The organism is Nonlabens sp. Hel1_33_55, from assembly GCF_900101765.1.
Lineage (GTDB): Bacteria > Bacteroidota > Bacteroidia > Flavobacteriales > Flavobacteriaceae > Nonlabens.
The window spans coordinates 598,343-619,871 of the sequence record NZ_LT627735.1; the positions used below are offsets into that span (position 1 = coordinate 598,343).

Annotated in this window: 18 protein-coding genes; 10 read left to right on the plus strand and 8 right to left on the minus strand. The window is 38.4% G+C overall.

Annotation, left to right across the window (positions count from 1 at the left end):
* Positions 1-243: 243 nt before the first annotated feature.
* Positions 244-1,116 (minus strand): sterol desaturase family protein, encoded by an 873-nt coding sequence (locus BLO34_RS02690; protein WP_090752366.1) that lies wholly within the window; start codon positions 1,114-1,116, stop codon positions 244-246.
* Between the two features lie 105 nt (positions 1,117-1,221).
* Between BLO34_RS02690 and BLO34_RS02695 the strand changes: the two genes are divergently transcribed.
* The 4 genes from BLO34_RS02695 (at position 1,222) to BLO34_RS02710 (ending at position 4,315) form a co-directional block, all read left to right on the plus strand.
* On the plus strand, positions 1,222-2,892 hold the full coding sequence (locus BLO34_RS02695; RefSeq protein WP_090752368.1) for an alpha-amylase family glycosyl hydrolase: 1,671 nt from the start codon (positions 1,222-1,224) through the stop codon (positions 2,890-2,892).
* Positions 2,893-3,040: 148 nt separating this feature from the next.
* Positions 3,041-3,544 carry a pyridoxamine 5'-phosphate oxidase family protein gene (locus tag BLO34_RS02700; protein ID WP_090752370.1) on the plus strand — a complete coding sequence of 168 codons (504 nt, stop codon included), beginning with the start codon at positions 3,041-3,043 and terminating at the stop codon, positions 3,542-3,544.
* Between the two features lies 1 nt (position 3,545).
* Positions 3,546-3,980, plus strand: a complete 435-nt coding sequence (locus BLO34_RS02705; RefSeq protein WP_090752372.1) for a hemerythrin domain-containing protein — start codon at positions 3,546-3,548, stop codon at positions 3,978-3,980.
* A gap of 2 nt (positions 3,981-3,982) precedes the next feature.
* Complete coding sequence (locus tag BLO34_RS02710) at positions 3,983-4,315, plus strand: DUF3140 domain-containing protein (protein WP_090752374.1); 333 nt, start codon at positions 3,983-3,985, stop codon at positions 4,313-4,315.
* A gap of 101 nt (positions 4,316-4,416) precedes the next feature.
* On the opposite strand, the gene BLO34_RS02715 is transcribed toward BLO34_RS02710, so the two are convergent.
* The 3 genes from BLO34_RS02715 to BLO34_RS02725 form a co-directional block, all read right to left on the minus strand.
* On the minus strand, positions 4,417-5,160 hold the full coding sequence (locus BLO34_RS02715; protein ID WP_090752375.1) for an SDR family NAD(P)-dependent oxidoreductase: 744 nt from the start codon (positions 5,158-5,160) through the stop codon (positions 4,417-4,419).
* Between the two features lie 8 nt (positions 5,161-5,168).
* The gene (locus BLO34_RS02720) at positions 5,169-5,909 is read right to left on the minus strand and encodes a FadR/GntR family transcriptional regulator (RefSeq protein WP_090752377.1); all 741 of its coding nucleotides are present in this window, start codon (positions 5,907-5,909) and stop codon (positions 5,169-5,171) included.
* Between the two features lie 253 nt (positions 5,910-6,162).
* Positions 6,163-7,725 carry a protein adenylyltransferase SelO gene (locus BLO34_RS02725; RefSeq protein ID WP_090752378.1) on the minus strand — a complete coding sequence of 521 codons (1,563 nt, stop codon included), beginning with the start codon at positions 7,723-7,725 and terminating at the stop codon, positions 6,163-6,165.
* Between the two features lie 171 nt (positions 7,726-7,896).
* Between BLO34_RS02725 and BLO34_RS02730 the strand changes: the two genes are divergently transcribed.
* Together BLO34_RS02730 and BLO34_RS02735 are read left to right on the plus strand one after the other, a co-directional pair.
* The gene (locus BLO34_RS02730; protein WP_090752380.1) at positions 7,897-8,307 is read left to right on the plus strand and encodes a hypothetical protein; all 411 of its coding nucleotides are present in this window, start codon (positions 7,897-7,899) and stop codon (positions 8,305-8,307) included.
* Positions 8,308-8,420: 113 nt separating this feature from the next.
* Complete coding sequence (locus tag BLO34_RS02735; protein ID WP_090752383.1) at positions 8,421-9,377, plus strand: YihY/virulence factor BrkB family protein; 957 nt, start codon at positions 8,421-8,423, stop codon at positions 9,375-9,377.
* A gap of 68 nt (positions 9,378-9,445) precedes the next feature.
* Here BLO34_RS02735 and nhaD read toward each other — a convergent pair whose 3' ends face one another.
* The 4 genes from nhaD to BLO34_RS14645 all read right to left on the minus strand — a co-directional run bounded on the left by nhaD (position 9,446) and on the right by BLO34_RS14645 (position 17,226).
* Entirely contained in the window at positions 9,446-10,741 is a 1,296-nt protein-coding gene (gene nhaD / locus BLO34_RS02740) for a sodium:proton antiporter NhaD (RefSeq protein WP_090752385.1), read from the minus strand.
* 102 nt (positions 10,742-10,843) lie between these two features.
* Entirely contained in the window at positions 10,844-12,310 is a 1,467-nt protein-coding gene (locus BLO34_RS02745; RefSeq protein WP_090752387.1) for a glutamate synthase subunit beta, read from the minus strand.
* Between the two features lie 9 nt (positions 12,311-12,319).
* Complete coding sequence (gltB, locus tag BLO34_RS02750) at positions 12,320-16,822, minus strand: glutamate synthase large subunit (protein ID WP_090752389.1); 4,503 nt, start codon at positions 16,820-16,822, stop codon at positions 12,320-12,322.
* A 227-nt stretch (positions 16,823-17,049) separates the two neighbouring features.
* Positions 17,050-17,226 (minus strand): hypothetical protein, encoded by a 177-nt coding sequence (locus BLO34_RS14645; protein WP_172823934.1) that lies wholly within the window; start codon positions 17,224-17,226, stop codon positions 17,050-17,052.
* 4 nt (positions 17,227-17,230) lie between these two features.
* Here BLO34_RS14645 and BLO34_RS02755 point away from each other — a divergent pair, with 4 nt between their 5' ends.
* The 4 genes from BLO34_RS02755 (at position 17,231) to BLO34_RS02770 (ending at position 21,207) form a co-directional block, all read left to right on the plus strand.
* Complete coding sequence (locus tag BLO34_RS02755) at positions 17,231-17,932, plus strand: TrkA C-terminal domain-containing protein (RefSeq protein WP_231959541.1); 702 nt, start codon at positions 17,231-17,233, stop codon at positions 17,930-17,932.
* Positions 17,933-18,606: 674 nt separating this feature from the next.
* Positions 18,607-19,590: an outer membrane beta-barrel protein gene (locus BLO34_RS02760; RefSeq protein ID WP_090752393.1), complete on the plus strand. Its 984-nt coding sequence runs from the start codon at positions 18,607-18,609 to the stop codon at positions 19,588-19,590.
* Positions 19,591-19,604: 14 nt separating this feature from the next.
* Entirely contained in the window at positions 19,605-19,943 is a 339-nt protein-coding gene (locus BLO34_RS02765) for a P-II family nitrogen regulator (RefSeq protein WP_090752395.1), read from the plus strand.
* 25 nt (positions 19,944-19,968) lie between these two features.
* Positions 19,969-21,207, plus strand: a complete 1,239-nt coding sequence (locus BLO34_RS02770) for an ammonium transporter (RefSeq protein WP_090752397.1) — start codon at positions 19,969-19,971, stop codon at positions 21,205-21,207.
* The last annotated feature ends 322 nt before the right edge of the window (positions 21,208-21,529 follow it).

Sequence of the window (21,529 nt, forward strand, 5' to 3'; positions counted from 1 at the left end):
ACTGCAGGTATATTTTTTCCTATAATCCTACCTTATTAAAGTCGTTACTACCCATTTACTACCCGTTGGTTTTCCCAGTAAAAATGGGAGATACCATACTTTAGCCGTATCAAAATAAATTGTAAAGGGGTTTATTTGAAAGTGGAATAGATGATCAACTATGTAGGGTATGTTGAGAGTCTTTCCACTTTTTATTTGTCTTAGAATTAGTTCGCTTTCGCGAAAGCGAAATCATCCAAAAACCTATTTAACCTTAAATGGCTCGGTCATTTGCCTACCTAGATCGTTGGGAAAATTCTCATCGCCCTCAAAACCGAGTTCTAAGTCTGGATCGTGATAAGGAACATGAGCAGTTCCGAAAAGATAGTCCCAAATACTTAGAGATAATCCATAGTTCATCCCATATTTATGGTCAGCTGGGAGCTCCTTGGCGTGATGCCATAGGTGCATTTTTGGATTATTGAGAACATATTTGAACGGCCCATAATCCCAAGCGAGATTTGCGTGATTTAAATGACCAATGAGAACGCCCAGCATATGTACAATGAAAAACTCCTCGATGCCAAATCCAATCATCGCCAGCGGTATATATTGTAGAGACTTGTAAAGTATGGTTTCCATAAAATGAAACCTAAAATGTGCTGCAAATCCCATTTCCTTGACACTGTGATGAACTTTATGAAATTCCCATAAGAAAGGAACCCTATGCAATAATCTATGCACATTCCACTGGATGAAATCTGCTATAATGAACATGACTAAAAGTTGAGACCAGAAAGGCCAACTGCCAATTTCAAAAGCCACAATATTCTCCATTCCTATGGAATTGAGCACATCATTAAAAGCCTTAACAGCAACATTGGAAACGGCATTATATCCTACCAGTGAAAACAAAAAGAAATTGAACACTAGATAAAAAAGGTCCAACCAAAAATCTCTACGCAGTATCTTCTGATTTTTGCGCCACGGCAGCCAGATCTCCAGCATAAAAACTAAAAAAGACAAACCCAACAGCCAGTAGAAATAATTATTCGACGCGGGCTCGCTTATCTCTCTCCATAGATAGTTTGCATAATCAGTAAACGAGTTGAGAAAAAGATCTAGGTATTCTTTCATTGCTTCTTAAGTCGCTCAAAAATACAGAGGTTTACAAGGATTTGAACCATTTTGATACTGCTTCATCAACCTTTACTATTTTTGAGGGTATCTAGATTAAGACTTATGAAAAACTTCATTCTCATCATTTTTTGCGTAGTGCTTGTGACAAGCTGCAAGCTAACTCAGGAAAACAGTACAGTTACAAGCGAGCTAAGTCAAAAACATTTAGATTGGAATGCCGCTAACGTTTACTTCCTGTTGACAGATCGGTTTAATAATGGTGACACAACTAATGATAACATCGTTCCAAGAGATGAGCAAACAGCTACCTTACGAGGTTTTGAAGGTGGCGACTTTGCAGGTATCCAGCAGAAAATTGATGACAATTATTTTACAGATTTAGGTGTTAATGCCATCTGGTTGACGCCCATTTTTGAACAGGTGCGTGGTGGCGTTGATGAAGGTACAGGCTTTACCTATGCCTATCATGGTTATTGGGCAAAAGACTGGACGGCAGTAGAGCCAGCCTATGGAAAAATGGAGGAATTCAAGGAACTTGTAAAAGCAGCTCACGACAAAAACATAAGAATATTATTGGATGTAGTCATAAATCACACGGGACCAGTAACAGATCAAGATCCACAGTGGCCTGATGAATGGGTAAGAACAGGCCCAACTTGCACCTATCAGGATCAGGAAACTGCCGTAAGCTGCACGTTAACTAATAATTTGCCAGATGTGAGAACGGACAGCACCACAGAGGTGGAACTGCCGCAGATGCTAGTTGAGAAATGGAAGGAAGAAGGTAGGTACGAGAATGAAGTTGAAGAATTGGATGCTTTTTTTCAATCTTCAGGACTTCCTAGAACACCAGTCAATTACATCATAAAATGGGTGACAGACTATGCTCGAGAAACTGGAGTGGACGGCTTCAGAATTGATACCGTTAAGCATGTTGAAGAAGACGTGTGGACGACATTTATAGAGCAATCCAGAATCGCCTACAACGACTGGAAGAAAAATCATCCTGAAGAAATGATTCATGATGATGAGTTCTTCATATTGGGAGAATTATACGGATACTATGCTGTTGGCGGTCGAGATTATTACTATAATGAAACCCCAGTGGATTACTTTGATTCTGGCTATGATGCGATGATCAATTTTGGTTTTAAGGAAGATGCTAGAAAAGACTACAAATCTCTATTCACTTCGTATCAGGCCATAAAGGATAGCTTACAATTATCTGATCAGGCAGATCCAGTTACGTTTATGAATTACGTTAGTTCGCACGATGACGGTCAACCGTTGGATCCCTTGCGCCAAAACTCATTAGAAACCGGAACGAAACTTTTGCTGACACCAGGAATTTCACAGATTTACTATGGTGATGAATCGGCGAGAGTGCTTAAAGCAGAAAATGCTAGTGGAGATGCTAACCTGCGAACCAATATGAATTGGGATTCTATGGATCTACAGACGTTGAATCACTGGCAAAAGTTGGGGCAATTCCGTAGGGATCATCCAGCGGTTGGAGCTGGAAAAGGTTATTCATTGACATTTGAAGGAAAGGGATATATTTCTGCGCGATTGTATGAAAAGAATGGTTTTAAGGATGATATCATCATTGGAGTTGGCCTTGAAGATGGAAAAAGAAGTATAGATGTTTCTAAGGTATTCAAAAATCAAAACCAACTGCGCAATGCCTACACGGGCGACATACTAGATGTTGAGAATGGTAGAGTAGAGGTGCTCGCAAAAAATGGTGTAGTGTTGATCGAGCCTATGATTTAAAACATGTTTGTTGTATAGTTCGCTTTCGCGAAAGCGAACTTCAAGAAATTCTTACTGCTGTTAACACATTTTGGCAGTATCTAAATAAAATTGGAATATAGTTGGCTATTGTACATTAGAAAGCTCAATATCTTTATAATAAAAAGCTATGAGCACAAATAATTTATCCAACAACGAAGCACAGAAAAAATATAAAAAACTTGCTGAAAGTATTGATTTTGCAATGATGGTTACGCACTTAGATCAAACGCCATTGCACGCAATACCTATGAGTACAAAGCGTGTTGACGATAATGGAACTACTTATTTCTTAAGTAATGCAGACAGTGAGCATAATTCAAATATTGAATCAGATAGTAGATGCCAATTGCTGTATGCAGAAAAGCATTCCATGGAATTCTTAAGTGTTTACGGTAAGGCAAAAATATCAAGAGATACAGCACTTATCCATGATCTTTATGGAAGTGCTGATGATAACTGGTTTGAGGGAAAAGATGATCCCAATATCACCGTAATTACTTTTCATCCAGAAGAAGGTCAGTATTGGGATTCTAAATCCAATGCTTTAGTGAGCTTATTTAAGATGGGTTATGGTGCTATAACTGGTGAAAAGCAAGACATAGGAGAGACGGGAAGTTTAAATCAACTGTAATATGAATATTTTTGAAGCCTTGCGCGAGGATCATGAGATCCAGAGAACCTTGATTGATAAATTAGTCAAAACCTCTGGAGACAATGAGTTGAGGCGTAATATGTTTGATAAACTTAAGCATGAACTTGAAATCCATGCAGATGCAGAAGAACGTCATTTCTATGTTTCTTTGATTGAAGCAGATTTAACTCAAGAAAAAGCGAGACACAGTATTGCAGAGCATCATGAAATGGATGAGCTAGTTGAAAAACTTGAGGAAACGGATATGAGTAGTCCTGCATGGCTCACTTACATGAAGCAATTAGCTGAAAAAGTAGAGCATCATCTTGATGAAGAAGAACAAGAGGTATTCCAGCTTGCTGGAAAAGCTTTAAAGGAAAAGGAGAAAACTCAGCTTGCCAAAGATTATCAGAAAGCTATCAAAGAAAATAGATAGTTATGTCAGATTACGATAAAGAAGAAATTTGGAAAGAGTTTCAAACAAAGCAGAACATGACTTCTAAGGAATTGGAAAAATGGCTGGATACAGAGGAAAGTAAAAATGCAGGTAAGGAAATGGATAATGGTGAAACCGTTGGACATTCCAGAGGTCGCAGTATTCTTGAGATTAAGGAAAAGAACAAATCTGATTTCACGAAAACTAATTGGGATAAAATCAATGAAGCTGTTGGGTATTATCATCAAAATCTGAATGATTCTCAAAAACCCAAAAACGACGTTGAAAATAGTGCTTGGTATTTTGCCCTAAAAAAAGGGGACATGACGCGTTAAAATAGATTTATAGAAAAGTATAAAGTAATAGCCCGATCCATTGGATCGGGCTATTTATTTATGGTAACCTTGTTTTAAAACTTGGGATGCAATAGTTAGAATTAGATTCCTAGTGCTTGACCGCCACCAACTTGGATAGTCTCGGCGGTTAAGAATCCAGCATCTTTACTAGCTAGGAAAGAAACAACTCCAGCAACATCTTCTGGTTGTCCTAATCTTCCTAACATGATATTGTTTGCCCATGAAGCAAAAACTTCAGGCTTCGTTGACTTGATCTGTGCGTGAAAAGGAGTATCGATCGTACCTGGCGAGACTGCGTTTACACGTATTCCATATTCTGCTAGGTCTTTTGCTAATGCTCTGGTAATGGCGTGCACACCTGCTTTAGAAGTACCGTAAATTCCAGCTCCTGGTCCACCTGCATTCCATCCAGCATTAGAGGTATAATTGATGATTGTTGGATCCTCTCCTTTTTTAAGGAATGGAATGGCTGCTCTAGAAGCAAAAAATACAGAGTCCAAATTAAGAGCCGTCACAGATCTATAAAATTCTGTTGTCATTTCTTCAAAACGTGAACGGCCACCTAGACCACCTGCAATATTGACTAGCACATCGATCTTGCCATATGTCTCGCCTATGTTCTTTATGTTTTCAGATACAGCATCGTGCTTAGTCACATCAAATCCTACGTATTCTGCTTTGATACCATCTGCTTTAAGTTCTGAAACGCGCTCAGCACCTACTTGATCATTAATTCCGTTAAGAATCACAGTGTAACCGTCATTTCCTAGTCTTTTTGCTAAGGCAAACCCTATTCCGCCAATTGCACCGATTATAATTGCGATCTTTCCGTTTAATTCTTTGAAAGTATTTGTTCTTGATTTTGGTTATTTAAATTTTTGTTGCAGTAGATAAAGAGTTCAGAAAAATGCAATTTCATCATCTCTTCTGCGGCATTCTCATCCTGCATTTCTATTGCTTGATAAATAGCATCATGTTGATTGATTCCCTTATAGGCTCGATCATTGCCGCACACGTGGTGCTCTTCAAATTTGGTAATTATCTCTGGAGTGATAAACAACATAAGAGTTCTCAAAGTACTATTACCACTTGCTTTTGCTATAGCTAGATGAAAGAGTAAATCTTCTTGAACAGCATCTTTGCCGGTTAATACTTTAGATTTATAAGCTTCCATCGCCAGTTTAATGTTTTCCAACTCGGATTTTGTCCTATTTTTTGCAGCAAGGCTTACTGTTTTGAGCTCTAATAAAATCCTAGTTTCGACCAATGATTTGAAATCAGGTGATTTTAAATCCATGATGTCATCGATCATCCCATTCATTGCCGTAACCCCTATGTGCGCTACAAACGTACCACTTTGAGGTACGCTGTTGACTAAACCGTAGAATTCTAGTTTTTGCAAGGCTTCTCTAACAATATTTCTAGGGACTTGAAATTTTTGGGATAAAACTCGTTCAGAAGGTAATTTATCACCTGGTTCCAGATTTTGCCGATTAATCGAATCTTTTATGTCTGCAATAATCAGTTTCTGGACATTAGCCTTATCATTAATTATAAACTTCTCTGTATTCAAAAATTGTAAATTAGTTCTTAGTTTCTGTTTTTCAGCTACTTGGTGATAAAATGCTTCCTCATAGGTGCTGAGTTTTAAATATAGCGACAGATCTGTTAAGTTTATGTTGGATCAAAGCTGTAATAGCTTGAAGTTATTGCGATAGGCTAGTAATTTTCAAAAATATAAACTGCATTAATTGCAAGAATGAGGCAGGTATGAGGATTTAAAATTTTGTTTAAGATTTAGGTTATTTCATAATTCGCTGTCCTTCCTAACTACTGCAGCTTAATTGAGAAGATCCTGGTTTATTCCTAGCCCAATCTGGCCGCTTAGCATACCAGTGTTTCATTTCAGGCTGATCTTCATATGGTTTTTTGAGCATTTCATATACCTCATTTAGCAAGTCATAATTTACTTCTTCAGCTTTTTCTATGACAAGTTGTGAGATGTAGTTGCGTAACACGTATTTAGGATTTGATTGTTGCATTTGAAGTGTTCTCGCTTTTTCGAAAGCGGACTCCTTTTCAAGCCTCTCTATATAATTTTCAATCCACTTAACCCATTGATTTTTTACACTAGCAGGCATTTGTTCTACATCATAAAAACTAATTTTTAGGACTTCCCAAGCTTCATTAAATGTACTATCTTGGTTGACAGCAATGAGCTGTCTGTAAAAAATGGTCATGTCAGTCTCGTAAATGGGCAATAGGTCTAATAAATCTTTAATGAGAATAGCATCATTGAAATCTTTTTTTTGTAGCCCTAATTTGGATTTCATCATCTCCTGATGTCTTATAGGATATTCTCTTTTGTAGGAATCGAGAATATCTCCCAGCGCCGTTGAGTCATTAATTAATAGAAATAAAGCGTTAGCAAGTTGCCATAAATTCCACAGGCCTATTTCTGGCTGTGCGCCGTAGCGATATCTTTTATGTTGATTATCAGTAGTATTAGGTGTCCAACCGGGATTGTAGTCATCCAGCCAGCCATAAGGTCCATAATCAATCGTGAGACCAAGTATGGACATATTATCTGTATTCATGACGCCATGCACAAAACCCACTCGCTGCCAGTGCATGATCATCGTTAAGGTAGTCGTTGTGACTTCTTGAAAAAACTCTAAATATTTCTCAGTTCCAGAACTTTTGATGTGAGCGAAATGATGTTCTATGGTATAATCAACAAGTTGCTGTAGTTCATCCTTCTCATTATTTGCAGCAAAAATTTGAAAATTACCAAACCGTATAAAGGATGGCGCAACGCGACAAACAATGGCTCCTTTCTCATAAGCAGGATTACCATCATAAAACATATCGCGATACACTTCATTACCAGAAAGTGACAGTGACAGCGATCTGGTAGTAGGAACTCCTAAATGGTGCATAGCCTCACTACACAAATGTTCACGTATGCTAGATCTTAAAACGGCGTATCCATCGCCACGTCTGGAATATGGTGTAGGTCCAGCTCCCTTGAGCTGCAATTGCCACTGGACATCACCATTTTCAATTTGACCAATATTAATTGCACGACCGTCGCCCAGCTGTCCAGCCCAATTGCCAAACTGATGACCACCATAATTCATGGCAAAAGATTTATCTAAATAATCTGCCTTCCCAGTAACAAGATCTTTGAATTTAACAGAATTTAAATCTGCATTACTAAAACCAAGTACGCTTGCCATTACGTTACTTACATGTATAACTTGTGGAGATTCAAACGGTTGGGTGTCAATTAGGCTATAATGTGACTTAAGAACTTGTCTAGGTTCAGAGCTTTTTGAAGCGTCAGCTGACAATTTCTCTTCAAATGTGGATGCTTTTAAATCAATCATAAATAGCTTAAGTCGATAATTAGACGAATTAATTGCAACTATAAGTCTTAAAAATATTCACATATGTTAAATATTGATATATTTGCAGACCTTGTTGTAGAGTATATTTATTTAGTTGTTGTGCATGAATACTCTAAATGCATTTAATAAAATGATTTACGAATCGCTCTTATGAAAACACCCCAATCAAATCTAAAGATAGCAAATGAACAACATACAGATATTGCGAGCATTTATTTCGTAGAAAATTTCGCTATTGTAGAAATTATGGCAAATACGATTTTGGGTAAAAATGGTTTGACGCCAATTCTAGATGCTATAGAGAATGAATATAAAGACTTAAGCAAGGTTCATTATATATCCAACCGTACTGAGGTTTATTGTCTCAAACCAGTTGAGATTAAGGAATTGAAAGATAGAATTGATTTATTTAGAAGTTATTCCGTAATCCTTTATGGCAAAGCGGGAAAAACCAATCTCGATTTTGAACGCATGTTTCTAAACAAGCCCATCATTAAATATCATAATCTGGAAGAAGCTATTCTTGCAGGACAAGTTCAGGATAGAGGTGGTTTTCTTTAAAATGCAACTGGCCTTAGAATTGAATCTAATATCCTAAAAAGAGTACTTGAACGTACGTTAATATTCATTCAATCGTAATGATGGTTTAGTATGTTTTGAGTTATTTAGCCGCCATGAACTCTACGAATACTGTCAAAGAAAAATTTTCAATAAAACATTTACCTCAATTACTCTGGGAAAGTGCAAAACAGTGGAATCAAGACGACGTTTGGCAGCTGGCAGCGAGTATTGCCTACTATGCCATTCTATCGCTTCCAGGTTTACTCATTATTTTGATAAGTATTGTAGGCGTTATTTGGGGACAAGATATCGCTACCGGTAGACTTACTAGCGATCTCGCTGGTTTGATAGGTCTAGAAGCGGCAGAAGGTATTAATGAAATGCTCAAAGCAACTGATAAAGACAATGGTGTTGTGGCAACTCTTGTTGGTATCGCAACCCTAATATTTGGTGCGACTGGATTATTCTATCAGCTGCAATTATCACTCAATAAAATATGGAGACTCAAGATCAATCCCAAAACACCGTGGTGGAAAATCCTGACAGATCGTGCTAAAAGCTTTGGATTTATTCTTGTGGTTGGTTTTCTCATCTTAATCAGTTTTGTACTATCTACGCTCATTGGCTTGCTGCAGGATATGATTCAGGACAATTTTGCAGACTACCTATTGTACGTGGCATATACACTCAATTTCTTTCTTGCAATTGCGATTATATCACTGCTTTTTGGTTTAATGTTCAGGTATCTACCAGATGCTGATGTTAAGTGGAAGTTGATATGGCCTGGAGCTATAGTTACGGGCGCCTTGTTTGAACTGGGTAAATTTTTATTGGAGCTATATTTTACAAATTCCTCTCCAGCAAGTGCTTACGGTGCCGCAGGAATCATTGTGTTACTCCTGCTTTGGGTTTCTTACAGCGCGCTCATTCTTTTCTATGGTGCAGAGTTTGTAAAAATCTATGCCCAGCGCTACGATAGAGGAATTTTTCCCAATAGCAAAGCTGTCAAATATCGTGAAGAGGTCGTTGAAATAGAGCAAGCAACACCGGTTGATAAGGAGACAACTTAACTAATTGATTTTGATTGTGATTATGTTGAGTTCGCTTTCGCGAAAGCGAAAAAACCTCAATCTTTAACTCAATTAATTAACATAAAGGCTAGAATACCAGCAATGTAACCAACAAGTGCCAATAAGCTGATGTTTTTGAGGTACCACATAAAATCGATCTTCAAAATACCCATAATAGCAACTCCAGCGGCAGATCCAATGATCAAAATGCTACCACCAGTACCAGCGCAGTAGGCGAGTAGTTCCCAAAACGTATTATCCACAGGATAAGTTTCCAATGAATACATTCCCATGGCTGCTGCGACTAGCGGGACATTGTCAACAATAGAGGACAATACACCTATAGATGCATTTACCGCATAGATGTTGTTGAAATTATTGTCTAAAACCGTAGCAAGATCCACCAAATGTCCAGCCGATTGTAAACTTCCAACAGCGATCAAAATACCTAGGAAAAATAGAATGCTAGGCGTATCTATTCTGCGTAGGACGCCAGCTATGGTAAGAGAATGTTTGTGTTTAGGAGCTTTGGATTTGTGAATAATTTCTGTTAAGATCCAGACGATTCCCAATCCAAATAAAATTCCCAAGAAAGGTGGTAATCCAGTCAAACTTTTAAAGATGGGAACGAAAAGCAAAACTCCTATTCCAACAACGAAAACCAACTTTTTCTCATAATTGGTTACTGGAACCGTCTCATGGGAATGCCCTTCTGCAGATTCTATATTTCCTTTGAATCTAAAAGTCATTATGATCAATGGTACGAGTAGACAAATCAGACTAGGCAGGAATATTTCTGTAATAATATTTGTTGCAGTTATCTGTCCACCTATCCATAACATGATCGTCGTTACATCACCTATAGGAGACCACGCGCCGCCAGCATTTGCAGCAATGATAAGTATGCCGGCAAACATCCATAGGTCTTTTTTGTCCTTGATCATCTTGCGTAGAAGTGCTGCCATTACAATTGCCGTGGTCAGATTATCCAATGCCGCAGATAAAAAGAATGTCAGAATTCCCAATATCCACAATAGCTTGACCCTATGAGTTGTGGTGATTCTATCTGTGATGATGGAGAAACCTTCGTGAGCATCGATAATCTCTACTATAGTCATGGCACCCATAAGAAAGAATAGAATTTCTCCTATTTCACCTATATGTTCTTTGAGTTGTTCGTCAATCCATGAAGCAGATTCACTCGCCTCGATTTGCGGGATTAGCGTATCGCTACCATATACAAATAGCACCCAACATAGTGTCCCAGTTAATAATGCTATGGCAGCCTTATCGATCTTTAAGGAATGCTCCATGGCAATCCCTAAATAGCCCAAAACAAAAACAACGATGATTGCGATGTACATGAATTCCTATAGATTTAAGAATCAAATATGCATCAAAATTCTATACTATGAATTGGCCGGATAAAAATTTAAGATATCCAACAGAATCAGAAAATCATAGTACTACACTCTAGGCAAATCGTTGTCGTCCTTAAGTGGTAAACTAGAAGACCCCATTAAATATTTATCCACGTGATGTGCAGCTTGACGGCCCTCAGAAATTGCCCAAACAATTAAGGACTGGCCACGACGCATATCACCAGCAGTATAAATTCCAGGTATATTAGTCGCATAATCCTTGACAGTAGCTTTAATATTGGTTCTGAAGTCCATTTCAAGTCCAAACTGATCTGCAAGAGTCTTTTCAGATCCTGTAAACCCTAAGGCTAACAAAGCAAGATCACAATCCCATAGCTTTTCTGTTTCCGGTAGTTCTTTTAATTCTGGACGTTGACCATCCTTAAAAATCCATTCTACTTCCACAGTTTTTAAGCCTGTAAGTTCTCCTTCTTTGTTACCTACAAATTCTTTTGTAGAAACACTAAAAACGCGTTCTACACCTTCTTTGTGAGAAGATGATGTGCGTAGGCGCATAGGCCAATAAGGCCAAGGTTGATTTGCTGGACGTCCTTCTGTAGGTTTATCCAGGATTTCAAAATTAGTGACGCTTTTAGCTTTGTGACGATTGCTTGTACCAATACAATCTGATCCTGTATCACCACCACCTATAACAATCACATTTTTATCTGTCGCTTGAATGATGCCTTCAAAATCACATAGGTTGTCAACGTATTGATTGTTTGCTTTGAGGAAGTCCATGGCTTGAACCACACCTTTCAAATGGCTTCCAGGAATAGGAATAGAACGTCTTACTGTAGCTCCGCCACATAGAACGATAGAATCATAATCTGCTTTGAGCGTTTCTACACTTATGTTATCACCTACGTGAGCGTTTACTTCAAAATTGATACCTTCTTCTTCCATTATAGCAACACGCCTATCGATCACATGTTTTTCCATTTTGAAGTCTGGAATACCGTAACGTAATAATCCGCCTACCTTGGCGTCACGTTCAAATACGGTAACATGGTGACCTGCACGATTGAGCTGTTGAGCTGCTGCAAGCCCTGCAGGACCTGATCCAATTACCGCTACTTTTTTATCAGTACGTTTTTTAGGTGGATGCGCTTCAATCCATCCTTCTTCAAAGGCTTTTTCAGCTATGTTTTTTTCAATATTCTCTATACTTACTGGATCCTCGTTGATTCCCAATACACAGGCTTCCTCACAAGGAGCTGGGCATAAACGTCCCGTAAATTCTGGAAAGTTGTTTGTGGAATGTAAAATGCGAGATGCTTCTTTCCATTTTCCTTTATAAACTGCGTCGTTGAAGTCTGGAATCAAATTACCTAGCGGGCAGCCGCTATGACAAAATGGAATACCACAATCCATACAGCGTGCACCTTGACTTTTTAATTTATCCTCTTCTAGAGGAATTTTAAATTCTTTATAACCTTTGACTCGCTCATCTGGTTGTACAGATGCTTCATCAATACGTTCATATTCTAAAAATCCTGTGATCTTTCCCATGTTCTCCTTCTACGTAGTTATTAAATTTTCCTCTTCTAGTCTTAGCAATGCTTGTCTGTATTCCTCTGGTAATATTTTAAGGAACTTAGGTAGTTCTTGCTTCCAGTTTTCCAATAAGCGTTGCGCTAGTGGGCTAAAAGTGGCATTATAGTGTTGTTCGATTAAATCTCTTAATTGATTGATGTCTGCCTCATCAGTTACAGGATCTATGTTCAATCCTTCTGCATTGACTTTTCTTTCAAATGATTTTGTACCATCATAGATATACGCAATACCACCGCTCATTCCAGCACCAAAGTTTCTTCCAACTTCACCTAAAACAACAGCAACACCACCAGTCATGTATTCACAACCATGATCGCCTATTCCTTCCACTACCGCAGTAGCTCCAGAGTTACGAACACAGAATCGTTCACCAGCCTTACCGTTAATGTACGCTTCACCAGCAGTAGCACCATAAAGAGCAACATTACCAATGATGACATTTTCTTCTGGTTTGATGGTTGCTTCTTGATGCACCTTCACAATCAATTTAGCTCCTGATAAACCTTTACCTATATAATCATTTGTGTTTCCAGTTACAGATAAGGTCAAACCATGGGTTGCAAAAGCTCCAAAGCTTTGACCTGCAGATCCAGAAAAGTTGATTTTCAATGTATTTTCTGGTAAACCTTGGGATCCATAGATTTTTGAAATCTCGTTGCTCAATATGGCTCCAACGGCGCGATCCTCATTAGTGATCTTTAAATCAAGGATAGTTTTCTCTTTTCTAAATAATGCTGGATGCGCCTTGCTGATGATTTCTAAATCAAGCGCATCTTCCATTTGGTGATCTTGCTTTTCTGTATTGTAGAGCTTGGTTCCTTCTGGAGCATCAATTTTATGCAGAATAGGAGATAGATCGATCCCACGAGTTTTGTAAAAATCAATAGCCGCATTACGATCCAATTTTCCAACTTGGCCAACCATTTCGTCAACGGTTCTAAACCCTAATTTTGCCATGATTTCACGCAATTCCTGCGCGATGAAGTACATATAGTTTACCACGTGCTCTGGCTTACCCTTAAACTTTTTACGTAATTCTGGATTTTGAGTAGCAATCCCAACAGGACACGTGTTTAAGTGACATACACGCATCATGATACATCCTGAAGCTACTAGTGGAGCGGTTGCAAAGCCAAATTCCTCTGCACCCAGCAAACAAGCTACCGCTACATCACGGCCTGTTTTCATCTGGCCGTCACATTCTACTACAATACGATTACGTAAATCGTTCATGACAAGCGTTTGTTGAGCCTCTGCGAGACCTAGTTCCCATGGCAAGCCACAGTGTTTAAGTGATGTTAGAGGAGAAGCTCCTGTACCACCGTCAAAACCAGAAATAAGAACTACATCTGCTTTTGCTTTAGATACACCAGCGGCAACAGTTCCAACTCCAACTTCAGAAACCAATTTCACATTGATTCGAGCTTCGCGATTAGCCGATTTCAAATCGTATATAAGTTGTGATAAATCCTCGATTGAGTAAATATCATGATGTGGTGGTGGTGATATCAACCCTACATAAGGAGTTGAATTACGAGTTTTGGCAATTTGTGGGTTCACTTTAGGTCCAGGCAATTGACCACCTTCACCAGGTTTAGCACCTTGAGCCATTTTTATCTGAATCTCAGACGCATTAGTCAAGTAATTAGAGGTAACACCAAATCTTCCTGATGCTACTTGCTTGATCGCACTATTTTTCCAGTCTCCTGTGGCATCCTTATAAAAGCGAGCTTCATCTTCACCGCCTTCACCGCTATTACTTTTACCACCTATACGGTTCATGGCAACGGCTAGGTTCTCATGAGCTTCTGCACTTATGGATCCATAGGACATGGCGCCCGTTTTGAAGCGCTTAACAATATTGGTCCATGGTTCCACTTCTTCTAGTGGGATAGGATCAAAATTTGTGAACTCAAACAAACCTCTTATTGTCATCAATCGTCTGGATTGATCATTTATAATATCAGAGTATTCCTTGTAGGTTGACGCTTTATTAGTGCGCACCGCTTCCTGTAATTTCGCTACTGATAATGGATTGAACATATGATGTTCTCCATTACGTCTCCAGCGATATTCACCACCCATTTCTAGATCAAGATTTCCTTCGATTTCCTGACGTTCATAGGCTTGTTTGTATCGCTTATTGATTTCTTTTTCTAATTGGTGTAATCCAACACCTTGAATTCTTGTAGTGGTTTTAGGGAAATAGGCGTTGACAACTTCGGTATTGATTCCAATACATTCAAAAAGTTGTGCACCACGATAAGAGTTGAGAGTGGAAATACCAATCTTGTTCATCACCTTCAAAATCCCCTTACCTACCGCTTTGTTGTAGTTTTCAATAGCTTCTAAAGGTGTAATTGAAGTATCGTTCAATTCTTCCAATTGTTCTTCAATGATCTCGTTGACCATATACGGATTGACTGCACTTGCACCATAACCAAACAATAGTGCAAAATGGTGCACCTCACGAGGCTCTGCAGATTCTACGATGATGCTTGCCTTAGATCTCAATCCTAATCGCTGCAAACCACTATTGATATGAGAGCAGGCGAGTAGTGCTGGAATAGGCGCAAGGTCTTTGCTTGTATTACGGTCTGATAGTATGATTAGGTTGAAACCTTTTTTCGCTTTCGCGGAAGCGGTCTGAAGCATTTCTTCCAGCGCATCTTCAAGCCCATTGTGACCTCGCTTAATATCGTAAAGCATTGGGATCTTTGCAATCTTAATGTCCGGATTTTGATAGCTTTTAATTTTATCTAAATCCTGTTTTGAGATTACTGGGTTTTGAATCTTTAGCTTTTGGCAGTGTTTCTCATCAATCTCAAAAATATTTGCATCCTTACCAAGTGTAAGACTGATATCTGTAATTAGTTTCTCTCGAATACCATCCAATGGTGGATTAGTTACTTGCGCAAACAATTGTTTGAAGTAATTATAGATGAGCTGCGATCGCTGGGACAATACTGCAATAGGTGTGTCGCTACCCATGGAACCTATGGGCTCTTTGCTGTTTTTTGCCATGGGCAGGATGATGGTATCCACATCTTCTTGTGTGTAACCGAAAACCACTTTACGCTTCTCTAAAGTCTCCTCGTTCAAGAAAACCGGGCAGTCATTATAAGGTATATCTCTTAGATGCACTAAGTTCTCATCCAACCATTTGCGATATGGGTGTTTTGCCGCAATAGCATTTTTGATCTCATCGTCATTCACGATACGACCTTCTTTCATATTCACAAGAAACATTTTCCCAGGTTCCAACCTACCGTGAAATTTGAGGTTACTAGGTTCGATGTCCACCACGCCAGTTTCTGATGACATGATAACAAAACCGTCTTTAGTAACGCTGTATCTTGATGGACGCAAGCCATTCCTGTCCAGTACGGCACCTATGTAGGTTCCATCAGTAAAAGGTATAGAAGCAGGACCATCCCACGGTTCCATAAGACATGAGTTGAACTCATAAAATGCACGTTTCTCATCAGACATGTATGGGTTTTTCTCCCAAGCCTCTGGAACTAGCATCATCATAACCTCAGGCAAAGATCTGCCGGTCATCAGTAACAATTCTACCACCATATCCATGGAAGCACTGTCTGATTTTCCAGGCAAGACAATAGGCAAAATCTCTTTAATATCATCACCAAAGGCTTTGCTCTCCATCAATTCCTGTCTAGAAAACATTCTGGAAACATTACCCCTTAACGTGTTGATCTCACCATTATGGCACATGTATCTAAAAGGTTGTGCTAGATCCCATGTAGGGAATGTGTTTGTAGAAAAACGCTGATGAACCAGTGCTAATCTTGTTACAAATGATGGATCGTTCAGGTCTTTATAAAACCCTTTGATATCGCCAGGCATGAGTAGCCCTTTGTAAATTATTATTTTTGTAGAAAGACTAGGCAAATAGAATTTCCCGCTCTCTGATATCTTTGACGAATAGATCTCATGTTCTGCCTTTTTACGGGCTATGTATAGAGATCTTGTAAAATCAAAATCGGCTTGTTTGCTATCTGATTTACCTATAAATATTTGCTTGATAAACGGCTCTGTAGTTGTAGCAATTTTCCCTAAATGATTAGGATCAACAGGCACATCTCTCCAGCCCAAAATATTTAGGCCGACGATATTCAGATGATTTTCTAAGGTTTTGATACAGTACTGACGCTGGTTGATCTTTTTAGGAAGGAAGACATTACTTACAGCATAACTACCGGCATCTGGAAGTTTGAAATCTACATTTTTCAGGAAAAATTCATGAGGTATATCTATCAAGATACCAGCACCATCACCCGTACGACCGTCTGCGCTTACCGCACCGCGATGTTCTAATTTCTCAAGTATTTGTAACGCCTTGTGAATGATGTCATTAGAAGTTTCTCCTTTGAGACTACATATAAAACCAGCACCACAATTGTCGTGCTCGTATTCTGGATAATATAAACCTTGTTGCTTTAACATAAACCTTGATTTTGAGCCGTGAAAACTCTTAAATATATCCTAATATAAAGGTTCTTTAGCGACCAAAAAAATAACCATTCAAGTTTTGCGAGATCAAGAATTAGACGCTGGATCAATTATGTTATACGGATTTATAGGTGTTTTTTCTTACGATATTCCCATTCAAACATTTTGGCTAAGAAACTTTTGAGAATGTACTATGAGCTTATTTTGAAAGATGTCTTAAGTTATTTCGCTTTCGCGAAAGCGGAACAAGCATCAATCTTTCTCAATACATAGCCAAACTTCATAAGAGGTCCTAGATTTATAGATAAATTTGCATCAACAATATTGACCATGGTTGCTGCGATTTCACTTTTTCTAATAGTTACTCTATCTGCGCTCATCACTAAGATTGCATCCATTGCATTGATCCATACTGGTCTGTCTGCAGAGAGTGCCAAGTTCCAAGCAAGGTCTGCCTATACCGGTGCTGGTTTGAGTACCAAAGAAACAGAGTTGATCATGAATCATCCTGTACGACGCAAGATTGTCTACAATTTGATGTTGATTGGTAATGCGGGAATCGTCACCGTGATGTCTTCATTGATTCTAACGTTTGTACTTCCAGAAACTACGGCCTCACGGTTATACGGTTTACTTATTATAGTCGTGGGTTTGACAGGTTTGTGGTTTGCTATACGTAGCAATTGGGTGGATCGAGGTCTTTCTAGAATGATTAGTTCTATGCTGCGTCGTTATACAGATCTTCAAGTACAAGATTTTGAAGCTGTTCTACATCTTAAAAATGATTATAAAATCAGCGAGGCAAATGTTGATAGTGACGGCTGGATGTGTAATCGTACGTTACAGGAACTCAACTTGCGCGAAGAAGGCATTACAATTCTAGGAGTTTATCGCAAGGGTGATGATTATTATGGTTCTCCTGCTGGACCTTTCAAACTAGTCTCTGGTGATGTTGTAACTATTTATGGAAAGGCAAGCGGCATCAAGAGCCTATATAAAAGGAAGAAAGATTTTTATGCTCATCTAGAACACGAGAGAGCTGTTGCTAAAGAAGAGGAACGTCGCAAGGCTGAGATTGAAAAGGCAGAAGCTGAAGAGGAATAAACCTGTTTTATATATTATTCTATGAGTTTTGATGAAGATGGCAGATAATGTCATCTAGCGTTTTCTGAGGAAAACCACGAGTATTGCTGGAGGTCAAAACTTTTAAGATTTTATAATTCTGCATTAGGTGATTAGCAAATTTTCAATAAACACTACTTTATATATAGCTTTTTATATCATCCATTAATCTTAAGTACTCGTCTACTCGAGTATTTTCTGGAAGGCTCTATTCGCTAAAGAGTCTTAATTCCAAATTGAAATTCTAATACTATTTAGCTTCCGTGGAAGCTGACTGTTCACAATCCATTTTTTTTTGATTCAAATTTTTTAGTATAATATCAACCTTAGATCGCAAGATTGATTGCAGATAAATTCTTAATTCTACTTCTTAAAAATATCACAAGAAATGTCAAATCTGACGTCTTATTAAAGTTTTTAACATGTTATCACCAAAAAAATAGCATAATTCAACATTTTTATTGAAGATTCATCAATGATTTATGATTGTGAAATTATTGTTAATATAATTATTATGGGTTTTGAATGAAGACCCTATAATATTTAGGGTAGTTATTGATATAAATGTAAATCTTAGGTATTTACCCCTAAAATTATTGGGGTTGGTTGGTTTTAAATATAGTTTTAACGACTTAAATCAACCAAATCATATTACAATGAGAAAACTTTTACTAGGAGTATTTGGACTGTTAGCTTTCAGCGCGGTTGCTCAAGAAGAAACAGAAGAAACAAAAAAATTCACATTAGGAGGTAGTGTCGATGCTTATTATCGCACTCAATTAAGTTCGAGCGATACAACCCCACAAAGCTTGACATCTTTTGCAGATCAAACAGGATTTGCTGTGGGTATGGCAAATATTATTGCGAGCTACGAAAGCAGCAACGGTAAAGTAGGAGCTGTGGCAGATCTAGTCTTCGGACCTAGAGGTGATGATGCAACAACGCTTGATAACGTGAATCAGTTGTATGCGTATTGGAATGTGTCAGAATCTACGACGCTTACTTTAGGGCGCTTCAATACTTATCTAGGATATGAGGTGATTTCACCAGTAGGTAATTTCAACTACAGTACTTCCTACTTATTCACAAACGGACCATTCTCACATGTAGGTGTTAAAGCAGATTTTGCCTTATCAGAAGATTTTAGTGCCATGCTAGCGGTAATGAACCCAACTGATGTCAATGAAAATCTTACTGGAGATTATGCTTTAGGTGGTCAACTAGGATATAAAGGTCAGTACTTGAACCTTTATTACGATTCTGGAGTAGTTCTAGGATTTGAAATAGACTACACAGGTGGTTTTGATGTAACTGACACCTTCTTTTTGGGAATCAATGCAGCTTACCAAACTAACGATGACGCTGGATTTTATGGGGCAGCATTATATCCTCAGGTTAGCTTGACAGATAGTTTTGGTCTAGGATTGAGAGGTGAATATTTTGCCCTACACGGTGATGGTGATGATTTACCTAGCGTCACTGCCTTTACCTTGACTGGAAGTTACTCTCTTGACAACTTAACGATCAAACCAGAAATACGCCTGGATTCATTTTCTGAATTAGAACCATTTTTAGACTCTGATGGAATGGCATCAGATAATCTATCTGCATTTGTAATAGCAGCAATCTATCAATTTTAAACAAACTAGATAACATGAAAAAAATAGAAGCAATTATCAGAAAATCAAAATTTTCTGCAGTTAAAAAAGCATTACACGAAATTGACGTCAATTTTTTCTCCTACTGGGACGTAACAGGACTTGGAAATGAGAAAAAAGGATCAGTCTATCGTGGTGTTTCCTACAGTACCAGTGATATCCAGCGTAGATATTTATCCATTGTAGTCACCGATGACTTTGAGACCAAAACGGTGAATGCAATCATTGAATCAGCTAGAACTGGTGATGTAGGTGATGGGAAAATCTTCGTCTCTGATGTACAGGAAAGCTATAGAATAAGAACAGGTGCCAAAGGACCCGACACTTTAAAATAATCAATCAACTAACTAAAATTATATTATGGAATTATTAACTGTAAACAATGTATGGATGATGATCTGTACAGGGCTTGTATTTCTTATGCACCTCGGCTTCGGTCTGTTGGAAATAGGACTGACGAGACAGAAAAACACCATCAACATTTTATTCAAAAATGTCTTTATACTAACTACAGGATTGTTATTGTATTACCTAGTAGGTTTCAATTTGATGTATCCACCTGGAGAAACCTTTAATGGTGTACTAGGGTTTGGAGGATTTGGGCTTGAGGCACCGTTGGATGCGGCGGGATCTTTAGATGTGGCCTATAATGAAGGTTATACCTACTGGACAGATTTTCTTTTTCAGGGAATGTTTGCAGCAACAGCAGCAACTATTGTTTCTGGAGCAGTTGCAGAACGAATGAAACTTGTACCGTTTATGATTTTCACGGTCATTTATGTAGGACTTATATATCCTATTGCAGGATCATGGTTCTGGGGTGGCGGATTCCTTAAAACATTGGAAACACCGTTTTACGACTTTGCTGGATCAACACTGGTTCACTCTGTAGGTGGATGGGCGGCGCTAGTCGCGGTGATTTTGTTGGGACCTCGTATTGGAAAATTTGTAGATGGTAAGGCTCAAGCAATTCCAGGACATAGCATTCCGTTGGCAACCGCTGGTGTGATTTTGCTATGGTTTGGATGGTTTGGATTTAATGGTGGATCCGTTTTAAGCGCAGATCCTGGATTGACATCCATTACTCTTGTTAACACTTGTCTAGCTGCAGCAGCTGGTGGTTTTATTGCTTTTATCGTTTCAACAGTAATGTATAAAAACTATGATCTTACCATGTATCTCAACGGTATTTTAGGAGGTCTTGTTGGTATAACTGCGGGAGCAGATGTAATGTCACCCATTGAGTCCATTATGATAGGATCTATTGCAGGCGCCATCATTGTATTTGGTATATCATTAGTTGATAAGGTGAAGGTTGATGATCCTGTAGGAGCTATTGCAGTTCATTTGATTTGCGGTATTTGGGGAACCTTAGCAGTTGGAATTTTTGGTTCACTTGCGGGCGGAGCGCAGTTCGTGAGTCAGTTGGTAGGTGTTGCTTCATATGCGGCAATTTGCATCCCATCTGCATTTATTATCTTGTTTATCATGAAGGTAGCTGGAGGAATCAGAGTTTCAGAAAAAGAAGAATTTGAAGGTCTGGACAGCTATGAGCACGGTATGTCAGCTTATCCAGATTTTAGACTCAACGAGCACTAGAAGATAAAAAATCAAAGCTTTCAACCAGCCTTGATGTAAACCGCCTATCAAATGATAGGCGGTTTTTTTATGCATTGAGGTTTTGGGTAGTACGCTTTCGCGAAAGCGGACTTAACATAGTCCTGTAATGATTTTATTGTAAATATCGGTGAATAACCACTTTGATGGAATAAAAATGTTATAAAAAATGATTTTGTATAATAATTGTTCATTTTATCGTTTCTTGTAAATCCTAATTAAATGTTAACTAAAAATGAAGCCCTAGTCGTTGGAAGTTTTTATTTATAGGTAATTACCCTAATCCTGTTGAACGATATCATAA

Bases quoted from the DNA above. Each gene is read 5' to 3' on its own strand.
- BLO34_RS02745 (WP_090752387.1), bottom strand. From the start codon at position 12,310: ATGGGAAAGATCACAGGATTTTTAGAATATGAACGTATTGATGAAGCA.
- BLO34_RS02765 (WP_090752395.1), top strand. From the start codon at position 19,605: ATGAAAAAAATAGAAGCAATTATCAGAAAATCAAAATTTTCTGCAGTT.
- BLO34_RS02690 (WP_090752366.1), bottom strand. From the start codon at position 1,116: ATGAAAGAATACCTAGATCTTTTTCTCAACTCGTTTACTGATTATGCA.
- BLO34_RS02700 (WP_090752370.1), top strand. From the start codon at position 3,041: ATGAGCACAAATAATTTATCCAACAACGAAGCACAGAAAAAATATAAA.
- BLO34_RS14645 (WP_172823934.1), bottom strand. From the start codon at position 17,226: ATGGATGCAATCTTAGTGATGAGCGCAGATAGAGTAACTATTAGAAAA.
- gltB (WP_090752389.1), bottom strand. From the start codon at position 16,822: ATGTTAAAGCAACAAGGTTTATATTATCCAGAATACGAGCACGACAAT.
- BLO34_RS02760 (WP_090752393.1), top strand. From the start codon at position 18,607: ATGAGAAAACTTTTACTAGGAGTATTTGGACTGTTAGCTTTCAGCGCG.
- BLO34_RS02710 (WP_090752374.1), top strand. From the start codon at position 3,983: ATGTCAGATTACGATAAAGAAGAAATTTGGAAAGAGTTTCAAACAAAG.
- BLO34_RS02705 (WP_090752372.1), top strand. From the start codon at position 3,546: ATGAATATTTTTGAAGCCTTGCGCGAGGATCATGAGATCCAGAGAACC.
- BLO34_RS02695 (WP_090752368.1), top strand. From the start codon at position 1,222: ATGAAAAACTTCATTCTCATCATTTTTTGCGTAGTGCTTGTGACAAGC.
- BLO34_RS02735 (WP_090752383.1), top strand. From the start codon at position 8,421: ATGAACTCTACGAATACTGTCAAAGAAAAATTTTCAATAAAACATTTA.
- nhaD (WP_090752385.1), bottom strand. From the start codon at position 10,741: ATGTACATCGCAATCATCGTTGTTTTTGTTTTGGGCTATTTAGGGATT.
- BLO34_RS02725 (WP_090752378.1), bottom strand. From the start codon at position 7,725: ATGATTGATTTAAAAGCATCCACATTTGAAGAGAAATTGTCAGCTGAC.
- BLO34_RS02730 (WP_090752380.1), top strand. From the start codon at position 7,897: ATGAAAACACCCCAATCAAATCTAAAGATAGCAAATGAACAACATACA.
- BLO34_RS02770 (WP_090752397.1), top strand. From the start codon at position 19,969: ATGGAATTATTAACTGTAAACAATGTATGGATGATGATCTGTACAGGG.